Genomic DNA, 14,746 nt, shown 5'->3' with positions numbered 1-14,746 from the left:
TGCCTCCGTGAGGATGTGGTGGAGGTACGGACGGTGTTCCGGCCTGTGATCAGCCGGCGGTCGGGGTGTCCCGGGTGGTGTCCTCGGCGTCCCGGGTCGCCTGGGCGTCCAGGAACAGTTCGATGACCGGTACGGGGGTGTCGGGGCGCCTGACCGGGAGTTGGAGCGTGAGCGTTCCGGCGGGTTGGCCGCCCATCTCGGTGTTGACCGCGGGCCGGTCCGGGTCGATGTGGACCGGGACGATCTCGGACGCGTCGTTGAGGAGCTGGGCGTAGCGCACCCGGCCGGCCAGGCCCGGCAGGTGCAGGTGACGCATCGGCCAGGCGAACAGGTGGACGTAGAGCCGGTCGCCGCGCTGGGTGTACCGGCATTCGGCGGGGGCGGTGTACGAGGAGGGGCCGCAGTCGCGAATCGACCGCTCGTGCAGCCGCATCCACCGGCCGATCTCGTCGAGGATCGCGGTGTCGCGCGGGTCGAGCGCGCCACGACCGTCGGGCCCCGCGTTGAGCAGCAGGTTGCCGCCCTTGGACACCCCGTCGACGAGCATGCGGATCAGCAGGTCCGGACTCTTGTGGTCCAGGTTGTCCCGGTCGTAGCCCCAGCTGCCGTTGAGCGTCTGGCAGGCCTCCCACAGCACGGGTCGCCCGTTCTCGGTCATGGGACCGGACGGCTGGTACTGCTCGGGGGTGACGAAGTCCCCGGGGATGCCGGTCCGGTCGTTGACGAGGACGTGCGGCTGCAGTTCGCGAATCGTCCGCAGGAGCCGCGGGGAGTCCCAGTCGTCGGGTCCCTTGCCGCCCCACCAGGAGCGCTCGGCATACGAGAAGTCGAAGAACAGGTAGTCGATCCGTCCGAACGAGGTCAGCAGTTCGCGGACCTGACCGTGTAGATAGCGCTGGTAGTCGCGGATGTCCCGATCGGCGTTGGCCGCCTTGAACGCCTCGTCGTCGCGCTGTGGATGGGTGCCGTCCACGGGGAAGGACGGGTGGTGCCAGTCGATCAGCGAGTAGTAGAGACCGACCTTGAGCCCTTCGGCGCGGCACGCCTGGACGAACGGCCCCACGAGGTCACGGCCGTGCGGGGTGTTGGTGACCTTGTACTCGGTGAGGGCGCTGTCCCACAGGCAGAAGCCGTCGTGGTGCTTGGTGGTGAGGACCACGTACCGCATGCCCACCGCCTTGGCCGCCCTGGCCCACTGGGCGGGGTCGTAGCGATCGGGTTCGAAGTGGTCGAAGTACACCTGGTATTGCTCGTCGGTCAGCTGCTCACGGTTTTTGACCCACTCGTGCCGTGCGGCGAGGGAGTACAGACCCCAGTGGACGAACATGCCGAACCGGGCGGTGGTGAACCAGGTCGTCTCCGGACCCGCCTCGGGGTCCGGGGTCGCGGACGGATGCGCCTGCGGGAGGTCAGCGCTCGCAGTCATGGGGAATCGCTCTTTCTCGTCGGCGTCCGGTGGCTTTTCGGCGCGCGTCAGGGCTCGGTGCGGGGTGCGGGCCCGGTACGGGCTACGGAGTCGACGGGGCCGCGGGTCGGCCCGCGGGTCAGCCCTTGAGTGCCCCGGAGGACAGACCGCTGACGAAGGACCGCTGGAAGAACAGGAAGACGATCACAGAGGGCAGCAGGGCCAACAGGGAGGCGGCCATCACCACTCCGGGGGTCACGGCCGGGTCGATCCGCAGGGTCCGCAGCGCCAGCGGCAGCGTGTACGAGGAGGAGTCGGTGGCGACGAGCAGGGGCAGCAGGTACTGGTCCCAGATCATGGTGAAGCCGAAGACCCCGATGACGCCGAGGGCGGGCTTGCACATCGGCAGAATGATCTGGGCGAAGATCCGCAGGTCTCCGGCGCCGTCGATGCGCGCGGCCTCTTCGAGTTCGCGCGGCACGTCCTTCATGAACTCGGTCATCACCAGGATGGAGAATCCCCAGGCGCCCAGCGGGACGATCATGCCGGCGAGGGTGCCGATGAGGTTGAAGTGCACGACCGGCAGGTCGGCGAGAATGACGGACAGCGGCAGGGCCAGGATCTCCTCGGGCAGCATCAGCGTCGCCAGGATGGCGACGAGTGCCAGCGTCATTCCGGGGAAGACCTTCCTGGCCAGCGCGTATCCGGCCAGGACGGAGACGGCCACCTGGAGCAGCAGCCCGAAGCCGACGACGAAGAACGAGTTCAGCAGGTACTCGAGCACCCCCTGGTCGAAGGCGATCCTGAAGTTGTCCAACGTGAAGCCCGAGGGCACCACGCTCAGTTGCGTCGGGTCCTTGATATCGCCGAAGGCACCGACGAGCAGGGCCAGCAGCGGACCCGCGAACATGGTCAGGACCAGGAGGTGGACCACGGCCTTCAGAATCCGTCCGCCGACGCTGCGGCTCTCGGTCAGGCCCAGCGCGGTCTCGGTCGACTCGCTCACTTGCTCTCCCTCCGCCGCAGCAGTTGGACGATGATGGTCAGGATCAGCGTCGCGACGAAGAGCAGAACCGCTCCCGCCGCACCGACACCGAGCCGGTTCTGCTCGAGCCCGAGCTTGTAGATGAGGGTCATCAGGACCTCGGTGGAGCCGTTGGGCCCCCCGTTGGTGAGCAGGAACACCTCGGTGAACACCCGCAGTCCGCGAATCGCGGCGAGGATGAACAGGATCGAGAACACCGAACGCAGTCCGGGCACCGTCACGTGCCGCACCCGCTGCCACCGGGACGCGCCGTCGACCCTCGCCGCCTCGTACAGACCGCGGTCCACACTCGTCAAACCGGCGAGGAAGATCATCATGTCGTAGGGGGCGCCCCGCCAGACGCCGGTGAGCATGATGGACGACATCGAGGTGTCGGGGTCGTTGATGAACCCCGAGGGGCCCAGCCCCGCCAGGCCGAGAACGGAGTTGAGCATGCCGTCCCCGGTCGGGTGATACATGATCCGCCACAGTTCGGCGACGACCGCCATCGGCACCACCACCGGCAGGAACGCCGCGGAGCGCACGAAGGACAGTCGACGGCTCTGCCCCTCCATCAGCAGGGCCAGGGCGAAGCCGAGCGCCATCGAGCCGGCGGTCTGTCCGGCGGCGAGGACGACCGTGTGCCACGCGGCCTCGCGGAATCCGTGGGACTGCAGCACCGTGGTGTAGTTCTCGGTGCCGACCCACTTGTTTCCCAGGTAGGGCTGAACCTCCTGGAAGGACATGGTCACGGCGCTGGCCATGGGGATGAACTTGAAGTACAGGAAGAGGAGCAGAGCCGGGGCGAGGAACAGCCAGGGCGTCCACCACCGGCCCGATCTGCGGTTGCGCCCCCGGCGGCCGGCGATCCCGCCGCCCCGGCGGCCCGCTTCTCGCGGGGCGGAGCCGATCGCCGACTTGGCGGCCGGCTCCGCCTGGTCGAGACTCATGACGCGGCGATCCCCTGCTCCTTGAGGATGTCGGCGAGCTGCTTGTCGAGCTCACGCAACTTGGCGTTGATGTCGAGGCCGCAGTCCGCCATCAGCGCGTTCACCGCGTCCGCCGTCACCTGCCGCACCGGCGTCCAGTTCGGGATGGCGGGCGCGTACCGCCCGGAGTCCTGGTACGCCTGGGCGTAGGTCTTCCAGCGAGGGTCGGGGCGGATCTGGGAGATGTCCACGGCGGTGTTGACCGGAATCTGCACGGTGTAGCCGGTGGTGCCCTCCATCCCCTTCTTCTGGCCTTCGACGGAAACCGCGAAGCCGGCGAAGGCGTCCTGGCCGGCCCGGTTGTCGGAGCCGGCCATCAGGTAGATGGAGCTGCCCTCGGCGAGGACGGTGGCGTCCTTGGGCCCCTTGGGCATCGGCACGACCTCGTACTTGTCCGCGCCGAGGGACTTGTCGAAGCGCGGCAGCAGGTACGGGCCGACGACGTACATGCCGGCTTTGCCCGCCTCGAACGTCTCGTTCGTCGGCGGGGTGTCCATGGTCACGGCGCCGGGCTGGATGGCCTTGGCCTTGCACCCCAGGTCGCGGAACCACTGCATGGCCTGCACGGACGCAGTGGTGGTCATCGCCGGCTTGTACTTGCCCTTCCCCGCCTCGGTGATGAAGTCGCCACCCGCGGCCCAGAGGAAGTTGGAGAAGTACCAGGAGGCGTAACCGCGCTTGGTGGACAGCGGGGCGGCGAGCCCGGCGGTGTTGTTCTTGCCGTCGCCGTCGGGGTCCTGGGTGGTGAAGGCGGTGGCCATCGCGGCGAAGTCGTCCCAGGTCCGCGGGACGTCGAGCTTCAGCTTCTCGCGCCAGTCCTTGCGGATCAGCAGCGCGGACGCCTGCGCGGAAATCGGCAGTCCGTACTGCTTGCCGTCCAGGCTCTTCCCGGACTCCAGTCCCTGTCCGATAATCTGCTTGTTGTCCTTGATCTTGCCCAGGTCGATCTCCCGGAGCAGACCTTGGCTGTGCATGGTGCCGATCTGCGTCACGTCGTTCATGACGATGTCGGGAAGCTTCTTCTGGGCGGCCCGCTGCTGCAGTTTGGTCTCGAAGTCGTCGAAGATGGCCGTGACCTCGACCTTGAAGCCCGTGGCCTTCTCGAAGGCGGCGGCGAGTTCCTGCGCGCCCTTCTCCCCCGGTCCGCCCGGCGTCGTCCTGGTCCAGAGCTCGAGAGGCGCCTTGGAGTCCTGCTTGGCGTCCACTCCCGCAGGCCCGGATGTACAGCTGGTGAGGATCAGGGCCGAGGCGAGAGCCCCCGCACCGATCCATCGCGATCTCTGCATGACAACTCCTGTTTCCGCTGCATCACACTGGCCTGGAAAGCGCTTGCCAGGACGGTAACCGGGTCCGAATCGCCGGTCAATAGTCCGATGAATACAAAGGATTCTGACGGCCGTCGAGAGTCCTCATCCAGCGCGCTCCCGCGCCCCTCCCACGTGATCCGACGGACGGGAAGGGCAACCGAATACCCATAAATAGGCTCTTGAATGGGCAAATTGGGCATCGATCGGAACGGCCGTCCACCCTGAGGCGCGTCTCGCTCTCCGCAACAGCCACCCGACCACAGCGAGATCGGGTGTCCAAGGTCACGGCGATGACATTTCAATGATCCGATGTATGGTTCCTGCGAGCTACAGGCCGGACAACGCACAGGCCACACCGATCCGCGGCATTCACTCAGCCGCTTGCCACCGCCTCCGCGCGGGGACCGCCGACCGTCCGGCCGTCGGTCCACCACCGGACAGGCCGAGGAGACCGACTCGACATGAACGAACCGGCCACCGCACCGACAGCCCTGCTGGTCATGGAGGAGGAACGCCGGGCCGACGTCTACCCGCCCGAAGTGCTGGCCGAGATCGGCCGGCTCGTGCACTGGCAGGGACCGCCCCTCACCCGGCAGGAGCTCGACGCGGACCCCGATGTGCTCCGGAACGTCGACCTTTTGCTCACGGGCTGGGGGGCACCGGTCCTCGACGGCGCCCTCATGTCGCGTGCCCCTCGGCTGCGGGCGGTTCTCGTCGCGGCGGGGTCCGTCCGGCACCTGACCACGCCCGCCTTCTGGGAGCGCGACATCCCGATCGTCTCCGCCGCCGCGGCCAATGCCGTTCCGGTGGCGGAGTTCACCCTCGCCCATGTCCTCCTGGGACTGAAACAGGCCCACCTCATCGAGCGTGAGATGGCGCAAAGCCGCCGCTTCCCCACCGATCCCGACGTCCCGGGCGCCTACCGGTCACGGGTGGGCCTGTTGGGACTCGGGCACATCGGCCGGCTCGTCGCCGCCCACCTCGCCCGCTTCGACGTCGAGGTCCTCGCCACGGATCCCGTCGCCTCCCCGGAGACCGCCCGGCGCGCGGGAGTCCGGCTGATCCCCATCGAGGAACTCTTCGCCACCTGTCACGTCGTCAGCCTGCACCTACCCCTTCTGCCCGAGACCCGCGGCTCGATCGGGGCACGCCTGCTGAACTCCATGGGGCCGGGTACGACACTGATCAACACCGCGCGGGGCGCACTGATCGACGAGACCGCCGCCGCGCGGGTCCTGCGCGCCAGGCCCGACCTCACCGCCGTACTCGACGTGACACACCCCGAGCCGCCGGCCCACGACTCGCCGCTGTTCACCCTTCCCAACGTCGTCCTGACACCGCACCTGGCCGGCGCCCTGGGCGCCGAACGCCACCGCCTCGGACAACTCGTGCTCGACGAACTCCGCCGCCTCACCCGGAACCTGCCGCTCCAACACGCCATCGACCCCGCGCGCGCCGCCTCGCTGGCCTGACACCGCCGGGCACTGCCGGGCGCTGTCGGGCACTGTCGACGAGGCTCCCTTCCTCGGGAGCCTCCGATCGGCGACGTCGCGCAAGGTCGTTGTAGACGAGTCGGGCAACGCAACCGCCCCGCGGGACGCGGCGCCCGCGATCGAGCGCTCAACGCCTTCTTCGCCGGGGCCGAGGCCCGGTACCGGGAGGACATGGGCCGGGTCGTCGTGTGCCGCGGCCCGATCGTCAGCCGGGCGTACCGTCGCACCCCGTTCTTTGGGCCTGGCGCCGGAGTTGCCCCGTGTGCACGTCGCTCACCCATTCCCAGCCGGGCTCGGCCGACGGGCCGATGCGCGGGTCGTCGAGAGTACGGCCCTCCCGCAAGGCATGCGCGTACGCCCGGTCCCGGTCGATCCGTACGCGTAGCTGGTCGGCTCCGCAGACGGACCCGTGTCCGGGGACGAGGACATCGACGTCGCCCACCACGCCCTCCAGCAGCCGCAGCCCGACAAGGTAGTCCTCGATCGGGTCGGTGGTGTCGTCGAGCATCGGGACCAGGACGTCGGAAAGCATGTCGCCGGCGACGAGAACGCCGCTCTCCTCGATCAGCAGCGCCGCATGGCCCGGGGCATGGGCCGGATGCTCGATGATCCGCACCCGAGGGCCGTCCCAGGGAATCCACGCGGTTCCGGCGGGCAGAGCGGTGATGAGGCCGAACTCGTCCAGCGGTGTCTCCTCGGCGATCTCCGGCGGCAACCCCTCGGCGACCCGGGCCCTCCAGTCCGCGTTCGCCCGCACATCCCGCATGTGAGCCGCACACCGGGCCGTACCGTAACGGGGCGCTTCGCCGAGCTCGGCGTGCCAGAGCACGTGATCCCAGTCGGGATGCGTCGCGAAACCCGCCACAACGGGCCGGCCCAAGTCGCGAAGGTCGTTCGCGAGGCAGGCCAGCTCGTCGCCGGTGATGCCGGGGTCGACGACCAACACGCCGGCCCGGCCCTGCACGACAACGGTGTTGTTCCGAAGCAACGCGCTCTGGTGGACCAGAACGCCCTCCGCGACCCGCCTCAGCATGGGGACTCCATCCGCTGGTGATTGCCAACCGCTTGTCGAGACCGTACGGCCTGGCGGTGGTGATCTGTGCGCTCCGGAGCACCGGCCGGGGCGGCGAACCTCGCGACCGGCGGCTCGGCTGCCGCTCTCGGGGCCTCGGGGCCGGCGAAGGGACCGGGTCGACGTACTCCGGGCCCCTCCGCCACGACCCGCACAGTAGACCCGACCACCGACACCACACCGCGGGTCGCGCCCCACCCGGCGTTGAGACGGCGCACCGGGGCGGACGCTGCCCGACGGCTCGAGACAGGCTCTCCCGGTGTCTACGCGGTCACCGGGCCGGGGCTCCGGCGCCACCCTCGCGCAGCACCCCCAGCAGTTCCGCCAGGAACTCCTTCGGGCGCTCGATGTGCACGCTGTGCCCCGCGTCCTCGACCACCGCCTCCCGGACCGGGCCGCCGGCTGCCGCGTAGCGGGCCAGAACGGCGCGGGTCTGGGCGAGCATGGGCTGGGCCGGGCAGCGGTCCTCGCCGGGCCAGCCGGGGACGGCGCCCAGTGCGCCCAAGTGGGCCAGGTCGAAGAGCGAGGTGTCGGAGACGATCACGTCGGCCGAGCCGCGCAGCCAAAGCACCGGAGGCCGGGCCTCCGCGAGTTCCAGGTCGTCGATCCGAAAGTGCGTCGGCGCCAGGCAGTTGAGCACGCCACGGTCGCCCGGAGCGATGCCCGGCCAGGCCTCGCTGGTGCGCGAGTCTCCGGGGTAGTGGTCGTCGCCGACCCGGGTGGAGAGCATCGAGGCGACATAGCCGTCGGCCGGCTCCACGGGCGCGTTGACATAACAGGCGGCGAAAACCGCGCGGGGTGAGAGCGGCGACTCCCCGCCCTTCTCGCCCGCCGCCAGCAGCCGGACGAACTCCGGGTTCGCGGAGCCGCCGCCGGAGCCCGCGCCGTCCGGGCTGTTCAGCCGGCCGTCGATCCCGCGCGTGCCGCCGAAACCGTAGGGGGAGACCGGGTTGACCAGTGTCACCGAGCGCAACCGCCGGGCGTGGTCCCGCAGTTGCTGCAGGACCACGCCCCCGCCCAGGCTCCAGCCGACCAGGTGCACCCGGCCCAGGTCGAGCGCCTCGATCAGCGCGCTCAGATCGTCGCTGTAGTCGCGCAGGCCGCGGGTCGCGTCCACCGGCAGCGGGTCGGTGTCGCCGAAGCCGCGCAGGTCGAGCGCGATCGGCCGGTATCGCGCCGGCAGGTCGAGCATCGCCTGTTGCCAAAAGAGCGAGGACGAGACGTTGCCGTGCACGAAGACCACCGGCTCGCCGAGGCGTCCTTCGATCTGAAGGCAGTTGACGGAGAGCCGGGAGGTCGCGATCCGACCGGCGGCGATGGTGGGCAGCAGCATGCTTGATCCTTCAGTCGAGCCAGCCGGCGACCTGGGCCGAGACCGCGGCGTTCCAGCCGAGTTCGAGGTGGTTGGCACCGGCGACCAGCGCGGTCCCGCCGACCGTACCGACTCCGGTGGTGTCCAGGGCGCTGGAGACGAAGACCACGCCGTCGCTGGGTCCGCGGTTCTCGTTGAAGATGCCCAGGATGCTCGGTGTACCACCGGCCAGCAGGAAGGTGCGGACCTGGGCGGGGATGCCGGCCTGGTGCAGCGGTGCGATCAACGAGCCCGCCGCGATGGCGGATTGGATGCCGGTGCCGTCGGTGTAGAAGCCCTGGCCGCCGTAGTAGGTGGTGTACCAGTCCTGTTGACTCCGGTCGACTCCGTACGTGCCGTCCCAGCGGGCCAGCATCTGCCGCTGCCCCGGGTAGTCGTCGTAGCCGCCGGTCGGGGTGAACGCGTACTCGGGATGCGCCTGATAGGTGCCGTAGCAGGTCATGCGCAGGTGCGGGGAGGGCGCGTTGACCTTGCCGCCGCACTCCGGCCAGATGCTGAAATCGTGCGCCCAGCCGTGCGCGTAGGGGTAGTCGTAGCCGCCGTTGGGGCCGCCCAGGGTGATCAGCCGCCGCACGTCGCCGGCGTACGGCCGCCCCCACGAGGGCTTGACCGAGGAGACGTACGCCCGGGTGGACATCTCACCCTTGCTCCAGCCGACCAGATCCACCTGGCCGACGCCCAGCTTGGCGCGGATCAACGCGACCGCGTCGCCCACCTCCTGCGCCTGCATCAGGTTGTCACCCTGCTTGTGCGCGAAGCCGATGGCGAAGACCCGGTATCCCCGCGTGGAGAGGTACTGCATCAGTCCGGTATTCGGGCAGGACGCCCTCCCGCAGCCGTAGCCGCCCGACTCGCCCGGATTGGCCCAGGCCCGGTCCGGGTTGTCGTTGGCGCCGTGCACCAGCAGCACCGGCACCTGGTGCGCGCCGCTGTTCCAGCCGGGCGCGGAGTAGAGCAGGAAGCGCCCCGAATACGGCTGCTTCACCCCGCCGAAGAAGGTCGATCGCTGACCGTCCTGGTCACCGCGACCGTCCGGCGGGTACTGCTCCTGGCGGAAACCGGCGGTGGTGTCGAGATAGCGCTCGACGTGGTCCCACCCGTTGGCCGGCGTGTCGTACCTCGCCTCCATCGTGAGGTAGGCCGGCGCCGCGGCCGAGGCGGGCGGCGCTCCGGCGAGCCCGGTCATCAGCGCGAGCAACACCGCGAGGATCCAACCGCCCGACTTGCGCACCATCGTGACTCCTTCGCCCGGCGGGCCCGGAGCGGCCCGCCCCGACACGGTAGGCGGGACCGGTGGACCGGGCCCATGAGGACGGCCCACACGACGAGCGGCCGGAGGTGTGGGTCGCACCCCTGGCCCCGGGTCCCCCGCCGCGTCGCCCCTCTCGCCGCCCTCGACCGGGAGTCGAACAGTTGCCCCGGCCGGTGTGGTCCGCGACCATGCCCGGGCGGCATCGCATGAGACTCGACGCCATGGACGAGGCCCGGGTACCGCCATACCGTCGTGCGGATACCCGGCGCCCGGCACGATGCGGGCGCGTCCCACCCGTTACGAAGGAGCCGGCGATGGCGGACACCACGGAAGGCGGCGCCGTGCGCGCCGGGGGCGTCGAAGCCGGCCCGACGGTCCGCGTGCCGGGAGCCGAACACCAACAGGCCGTGCGGCTCGAGGATTTGACCACCGTGGGCACCGCCGCCGGAGGGCACACCGTTCCCGCCGACTGGGAGCACCTGCACGCGTCCGGGACCCCACGGCCCGATCCGGTGCCGGGACTGCAGATCGACGGCTGCTTCCCCGCCGAGACGCGGCTGAACCCGCACCACGGCTGGTACCACGACGCGCAGTTCGTGCTGCGCCTCCCCGACGCCTGGAACGGCAAGCTGGTCGTCACCGCGGCTCCGGGAGTCCGACGGCAATACGCCGGCGATCGCGTCATCGCCGACGGGGCGCTCGCCGCGGGCTATGCCTACGCGGCCACCGACAAGGGCAACTCCGGCCCCGACTTCCACACCGCGGGACGCCGCCCCGGCGACGCGCTCGTCGAGTGGTCCCGCCGTCTGTACGAACTCGCCGTCGCCGCACGCCTGGTGGTGCGACGCCACTACGGCACGGAAGCGCAGCGCACCTACGTCACCGGGATCTCCAACGGCGGCTACCTCACGCGCGCCCAGCTCGAGCGGCACCCGGACCTGTACGACGGCGGCGTGGACTGGGAGGGCCCGCTGTGGCCGGCCGAAGGCCCCAACCTGTTCACCCATCTGCCGACCTTCCTGGCCCACTATCCGCGCTACCGGGACAGCGGTGATCCGCACGCGTCGGCACGGCTGATCGACGCGGGACTGCCGGCCGGCTCGGAGTTCCTGTGGGAGATCCACCACCGGACGTACTGGGACGTCACGCAGCGCACCTACCGGGCGGTCTTCGACCCGCACTATCCCGGCCCGGGTCTACCACCCGCCGGTGTCCCCTTCGTCGGCGCCGGCGAAGCGGGCAGCGACGCCGACTACGACTACCCGAACCGTCCCCGTGCCGTCCACGAGGCCGTCGCCCGGGTGGCACTCACCGGGGCGATCGGCAAACCCCTGCTGTCCCTGCACGGGACTCTCGACGCGCTCCTGCCCATCACGCTGCACTCCGACCGCTACGCCGACCTTGTCGCCGCCGCAGGTCGCGCCCACTTGCACCGCCAGTACCGCATCGAGGGCGGCAACCACGTCGACGGATTCTGCGACCTCTTCCCCACCCGGCTGCGTCCTCTCCTGCCCGCGTACCGCACCGTGTTCAAGGCCCTCGAGGACTGGGTCGAGCGCGGCACGAACCCGCCGTCGAACCGCACCGTGGCCTGGCACGACGGCGTCGACGACGGCGATATCAGCACCTGGTGACCCGGGGGCGAGGGTTCGGGCATCCCGTCGGCACGCGCTGCGATGCCGCCGCGTCGGCGGGATCGGGATGGGGCTTCGGGCCACGGTGTGCCCCGCGACTATGGCGATGGACTCCATGTGCCCGCAGGCCCGCGTTTCCTACGGTATGGCCATGGACACCAGTGCGATCACCGGCGACCTCTCGCCCACCCCCCTCGACGACCCATTCCTCGCCGGACGCGTCGCGTTGGTGACCGGGGCGGCGAGCGGGATCGGACGCGCCTGCGCCCTCGCGTTCGCCGCCGCGGGCGCGCACGTCCATGTCGTGGACATCGCGGTCGACGCGGCCGAGGCGGTCGCCGAGCAGATCGGCGGCACCGCGCACGGAACCGACCTGGCCGACCCGGACGCCGTGGACGCCCTGCCGGGCCGGGTCGACATCGTGGTCAACAACGCCGGCCTGCAACACGTGGCGCCGATCCAGGAGTTCCCCCTCGAACGGTTCACCCTCATCCACAAGGTGATGGTGGAGGCGCCCTTTCGCATCATGCGCCGCACCCTGCCGCACATGTACGCGCGAAACTGGGGGCGCGTCGTCAACATCTCCTCGGTGCACGGTCTGCGGGCGAGCGCGTTCAAGTCGGCGTACGTGAGCGCCAAGCACGCCCTGGAGGGACTCAGCAAGGTCGCCGCCCTGGAAGGCGCGCCGCACGGGGTGACGAGCAACTGCGTCTGCCCCGGCTACGTCCGCACGCCGCTGATCGAGGGCCAGATCGCCGCCCAGGCCACCGCGCACGGGATCCGCGCCGACGACGTCGTCCGCGACATCCTGTTGGACCGCACGGCGATCAAGCGGCTGATCGAACCCGAGGAGGTCGCCGCGGCCGCCCTCTTCCTGTGCCGGCCGCACGCCCGCCACATCACCGGAACCTCGTTCGCGCTGGACGGCGGCTGGACCGCGCACTGACGCGCGCGCCGGCGCCGCGCCCCGCCCTCGCCGCGCTCGTCATGGTGTGCCCGCACACACATCGATGCCGGGCTGTGTCCTCTGGCACCATGTCCCGTCGTGGCGGGCGCGTCTACGGTGGCGCACGCATCCCTTCCCTGCCACCACCTCGGCGGATGGACGGACCACCATGGCAGAGCAACACCCCGGGCGAACCGCACGGTTCACCCGGGACCTTCTCGACCTCCTCTCCGCGGATGCGCCCGCCGAGGACTTCCGGGCCCTGACCGCGCAGGCCCGCGCGGCCGGTGCCACTCCCGACGACCTCGCGGAACTCGGGGACGCCACGGCGAAGGCCCTGCGCATCCGCGGCACACTGCGCGAACACCGGCGCCGGGAACGGGAGTTGACCGCGCTGTTCGACACCGCGAGCGACCTCGCGGCGCTGCGGGACCTGGACTCGGTGCTGCGGTCCATCGTCCGGCGGGCGCGGATGCTGCTGGGCACCGACACCGCGTACCTCACCCTGCCCGACGAGGAGGCCGGCGACACGTACATGCGGGTGACCGATGGATCGGTCTCCCCGATCTTCCAGGGCCTGCGCCTGGGGCTCGGGGATGGGCTCGGCGGCCTCGTCGCGCAGACCGCACGGCCGTACGCGACCCCCGACTACCGCACGGACACCCGCTTTCGGCACGTCGACCGGGTCGACGAGGGGGTGCTCGACGAGGGGCTGGTCGCCATCCTCGGGGTGCCCCTGCTGCTGGGTTCCACGCGCGGCGACGGTGGCAAGGTCGTCGGTGTCCTGATGGCGGCCGACCGGGCCCCCCGCGCGTTCGGCGGCGACGAGGTGGCGCTGATGAGCTCGCTGGCCACCCACGCCGCCATCGCCATCGACACCGCGCGCGCCATGGCCGACACCCGTGCGGCGCTCGCGGAACTGGCCGAAGCGAACACCGTGATCCGCGCGCACGCCAACGCGGTGCAGCGCGCCGAGGAGGCGCACGACAAGCTCACCGACCTGGTGCTGCGCGGCGGCGACCTGCCGGACGTGGCCGCGGCGGTCGCCGAACTCCTCGGCGGGTCCGTCGCCATCCACGACACCGGCGGCCTGGACCTGACCGGCACCGCGACGGACGCCGACTCCGTCCCGCTCGACCGCGCCGACCTGGTCCGGGCCGCCGAGGAGTCGCACGCGCTCGGACGCGCGGTGGCGCGGCACGGTGGATGGGTCTGCGCCGTCCTGGCCGGGCCCGAAGCCCTCGGCAGCCTGGTGCTGCACCGCGCCGATCTCGACGACGCCGACCGGCACGTCTTCGAGCGGGCCGGCGTCGTGGCCGCGCTCCTGCTGCTGCTGCGCCGCTCGGTCGCGGAGACCGAGAACCGGGTCCGCGGCGAGTTGCTGGCCGACCTGCTGACCGATCCCGACCGCGATCCCGCGTCCTTGTCGGCACGGGCGCGGCGTTCCGGAATCGATCTCGACCGCCCCCACCTGATCCTCGTCGCCGACACCGCGACCTCGTGTCAGGAGCGGCTCGCGGCCCGCGCCCGGCAATACCTGTTCGCGGGCGGCGGCGTGACCGCGCAGCACGCCGGGTCCACGGTGTTGCTCCTGCCGGACGAGGGCACGCCGCCCGGCGAGGCGGCCCGGCGCGCCGCGAGCCGGCTCGGAGTACTGACCGCAGCGCCGGTCACGGTCGCCGCGGCGGGTCCCGCCGCGGGTGCGCGCGGCATCGCCGCGGCCCACGCCGAGGCGGCCCGCTGCGTGCGTGCCCTGGTCGTGCTGGGCCGCACCGGCGACGGCGCGTGCGCCGCGGAGCTGGGGTTCCTGGGCGTTGTGCTCGGCAACCGGCAGGACGTCGAGGCGTTCGTCGGTGACGCGTTGGGCCCCCTGCTGGCGTACGACACGCGGCGCGGCACCGAGCTCGTGCGCACACTCCGGGCCTACTTCGCGTGCGGCGGCAGCCTGACCCGGGCCAAGGACGAGCTGCACATCCACGTCAACACGGTCGTGCAACGGCTGGACCGTATCGAAGCCCTCCTGGGACCGGGCTGGAGCCGGCCGCAGCAAGCGCTCGAACTGCAACTCGCCCTGCGCCTGCACCAGCTCACCGAACGCACTCCGCCGAAACGGAACACCTGACCCGCAGGCGGGGAACGGCCGATCCCGCGCCGCCCACGCGAAACCGCCGCACCTCCGGCGCGAGTTCCACGCCCGCCCGGCCCGGCGCAGCGACGCACCGCGTACGTGAACACCCCCGTGGGGCCGGACG

At 71.0% G+C, this 14,746-nt stretch carries 11 protein-coding genes; 4 read left to right on the top strand and 7 right to left on the bottom strand.

Annotation, left to right across the window (positions count from 1 at the left end; all coding sequences use genetic code 11):
• Positions 1–49: 49 nt before the first annotated feature.
• The 4 genes from ACWCPW_RS17420 to ACWCPW_RS17405 form a co-directional block, all read right to left on the bottom strand.
• On the bottom strand, positions 50–1,426 hold the full coding sequence (locus ACWCPW_RS17420) for an alpha-L-fucosidase (protein ID WP_449762422.1): 1,377 nt from the start codon (positions 1,424–1,426) through the stop codon (positions 50–52).
• Between the two features lie 118 nt (positions 1,427–1,544).
• A complete protein-coding gene (locus ACWCPW_RS17415) occupies positions 1,545–2,411 on the bottom strand; it encodes a carbohydrate ABC transporter permease (protein WP_449762421.1) in 867 nt (288 codons plus the stop codon).
• Positions 2,408–3,379, bottom strand: a complete 972-nt coding sequence (locus ACWCPW_RS17410; RefSeq protein ID WP_449762420.1) for a carbohydrate ABC transporter permease — start codon at positions 3,377–3,379, stop codon at positions 2,408–2,410. The genes ACWCPW_RS17415 and ACWCPW_RS17410 overlap by 4 nt, the downstream gene beginning before the upstream one ends.
• Positions 3,376–4,704: a sugar ABC transporter substrate-binding protein gene (locus ACWCPW_RS17405; RefSeq protein ID WP_449762419.1), complete on the bottom strand. Its 1,329-nt coding sequence runs from the start codon at positions 4,702–4,704 to the stop codon at positions 3,376–3,378. Before ACWCPW_RS17405 ends, ACWCPW_RS17410 begins: the two co-directional genes overlap by 4 nt.
• 482 nt (positions 4,705–5,186) lie before the next feature.
• Between ACWCPW_RS17405 and ACWCPW_RS17400 the strand changes: the two genes are divergently transcribed.
• On the top strand, positions 5,187–6,197 hold the full coding sequence (locus ACWCPW_RS17400) for a hydroxyacid dehydrogenase (RefSeq protein ID WP_449762418.1): 1,011 nt from the start codon (positions 5,187–5,189) through the stop codon (positions 6,195–6,197).
• A 226-nt stretch (positions 6,198–6,423) separates the two neighbouring features.
• Here the strand turns inward: ACWCPW_RS17400 and ACWCPW_RS17395 are convergent, their stop codons facing one another.
• From ACWCPW_RS17395 to ACWCPW_RS17385, 3 genes are all read right to left on the bottom strand, one after another.
• Positions 6,424–7,251 (bottom strand): MBL fold metallo-hydrolase, encoded by an 828-nt coding sequence (locus ACWCPW_RS17395; RefSeq protein WP_449762417.1) that lies wholly within the window; start codon positions 7,249–7,251, stop codon positions 6,424–6,426.
• Positions 7,252–7,561: 310 nt separating this feature from the next.
• Entirely contained in the window at positions 7,562–8,623 is a 1,062-nt protein-coding gene (locus ACWCPW_RS17390; protein WP_449762416.1) for an alpha/beta fold hydrolase, read from the bottom strand.
• A gap of 10 nt (positions 8,624–8,633) precedes the next feature.
• Positions 8,634–9,896, bottom strand: coding sequence for an esterase/lipase family protein (locus ACWCPW_RS17385; RefSeq protein WP_449762415.1), 1,263 nt, complete (start codon positions 9,894–9,896; stop codon positions 8,634–8,636).
• 332 nt (positions 9,897–10,228) lie between these two features.
• Here ACWCPW_RS17385 and ACWCPW_RS17380 point away from each other — a divergent pair, with 332 nt between their 5' ends.
• The 3 genes from ACWCPW_RS17380 to ACWCPW_RS17370 all read left to right on the top strand — a co-directional run bounded on the left by ACWCPW_RS17380 (position 10,229) and on the right by ACWCPW_RS17370 (position 14,616).
• A complete protein-coding gene (locus tag ACWCPW_RS17380) occupies positions 10,229–11,548 on the top strand; it encodes a tannase/feruloyl esterase family alpha/beta hydrolase (RefSeq protein WP_449762414.1) in 1,320 nt (439 codons plus the stop codon).
• Positions 11,549–11,699: 151 nt separating this feature from the next.
• Positions 11,700–12,494, top strand: coding sequence for a 3-hydroxybutyrate dehydrogenase (locus ACWCPW_RS17375; protein WP_449762413.1), 795 nt, complete (start codon positions 11,700–11,702; stop codon positions 12,492–12,494).
• Positions 12,495–12,663: 169 nt separating this feature from the next.
• Complete coding sequence (locus ACWCPW_RS17370; RefSeq protein WP_449762412.1) at positions 12,664–14,616, top strand: helix-turn-helix domain-containing protein; 1,953 nt, start codon at positions 12,664–12,666, stop codon at positions 14,614–14,616.
• The last annotated feature ends 130 nt before the right edge of the window (positions 14,617–14,746 follow it).

It is taken from the genome of Embleya sp. NPDC001921, from assembly GCF_053594475.1.
Note: the sequence above shows the minus strand (reverse complement) of the source record. Positions and strands in the feature narration are given on the sequence as shown.

Bases quoted from the DNA above. Each gene is read 5' to 3' on its own strand.
- ACWCPW_RS17400 (WP_449762418.1), top strand. From the start codon at position 5,187: ATGAACGAACCGGCCACCGCACCGACAGCCCTGCTGGTCATGGAGGAG.
- ACWCPW_RS17410 (WP_449762420.1), bottom strand. From the start codon at position 3,379: ATGAGTCTCGACCAGGCGGAGCCGGCCGCCAAGTCGGCGATCGGCTCC.
- ACWCPW_RS17380 (WP_449762414.1), top strand. From the start codon at position 10,229: ATGGCGGACACCACGGAAGGCGGCGCCGTGCGCGCCGGGGGCGTCGAA.
- ACWCPW_RS17390 (WP_449762416.1), bottom strand. From the start codon at position 8,623: ATGCTGCTGCCCACCATCGCCGCCGGTCGGATCGCGACCTCCCGGCTC.
- ACWCPW_RS17405 (WP_449762419.1), bottom strand. From the start codon at position 4,704: ATGCAGAGATCGCGATGGATCGGTGCGGGGGCTCTCGCCTCGGCCCTG.
- ACWCPW_RS17385 (WP_449762415.1), bottom strand. From the start codon at position 9,896: ATGGTGCGCAAGTCGGGCGGTTGGATCCTCGCGGTGTTGCTCGCGCTG.
- ACWCPW_RS17395 (WP_449762417.1), bottom strand. From the start codon at position 7,251: ATGCTGAGGCGGGTCGCGGAGGGCGTTCTGGTCCACCAGAGCGCGTTG.
- ACWCPW_RS17375 (WP_449762413.1), top strand. From the start codon at position 11,700: ATGGACACCAGTGCGATCACCGGCGACCTCTCGCCCACCCCCCTCGAC.
- ACWCPW_RS17370 (WP_449762412.1), top strand. From the start codon at position 12,664: ATGGCAGAGCAACACCCCGGGCGAACCGCACGGTTCACCCGGGACCTT.
- ACWCPW_RS17420 (WP_449762422.1), bottom strand. From the start codon at position 1,426: ATGACTGCGAGCGCTGACCTCCCGCAGGCGCATCCGTCCGCGACCCCG.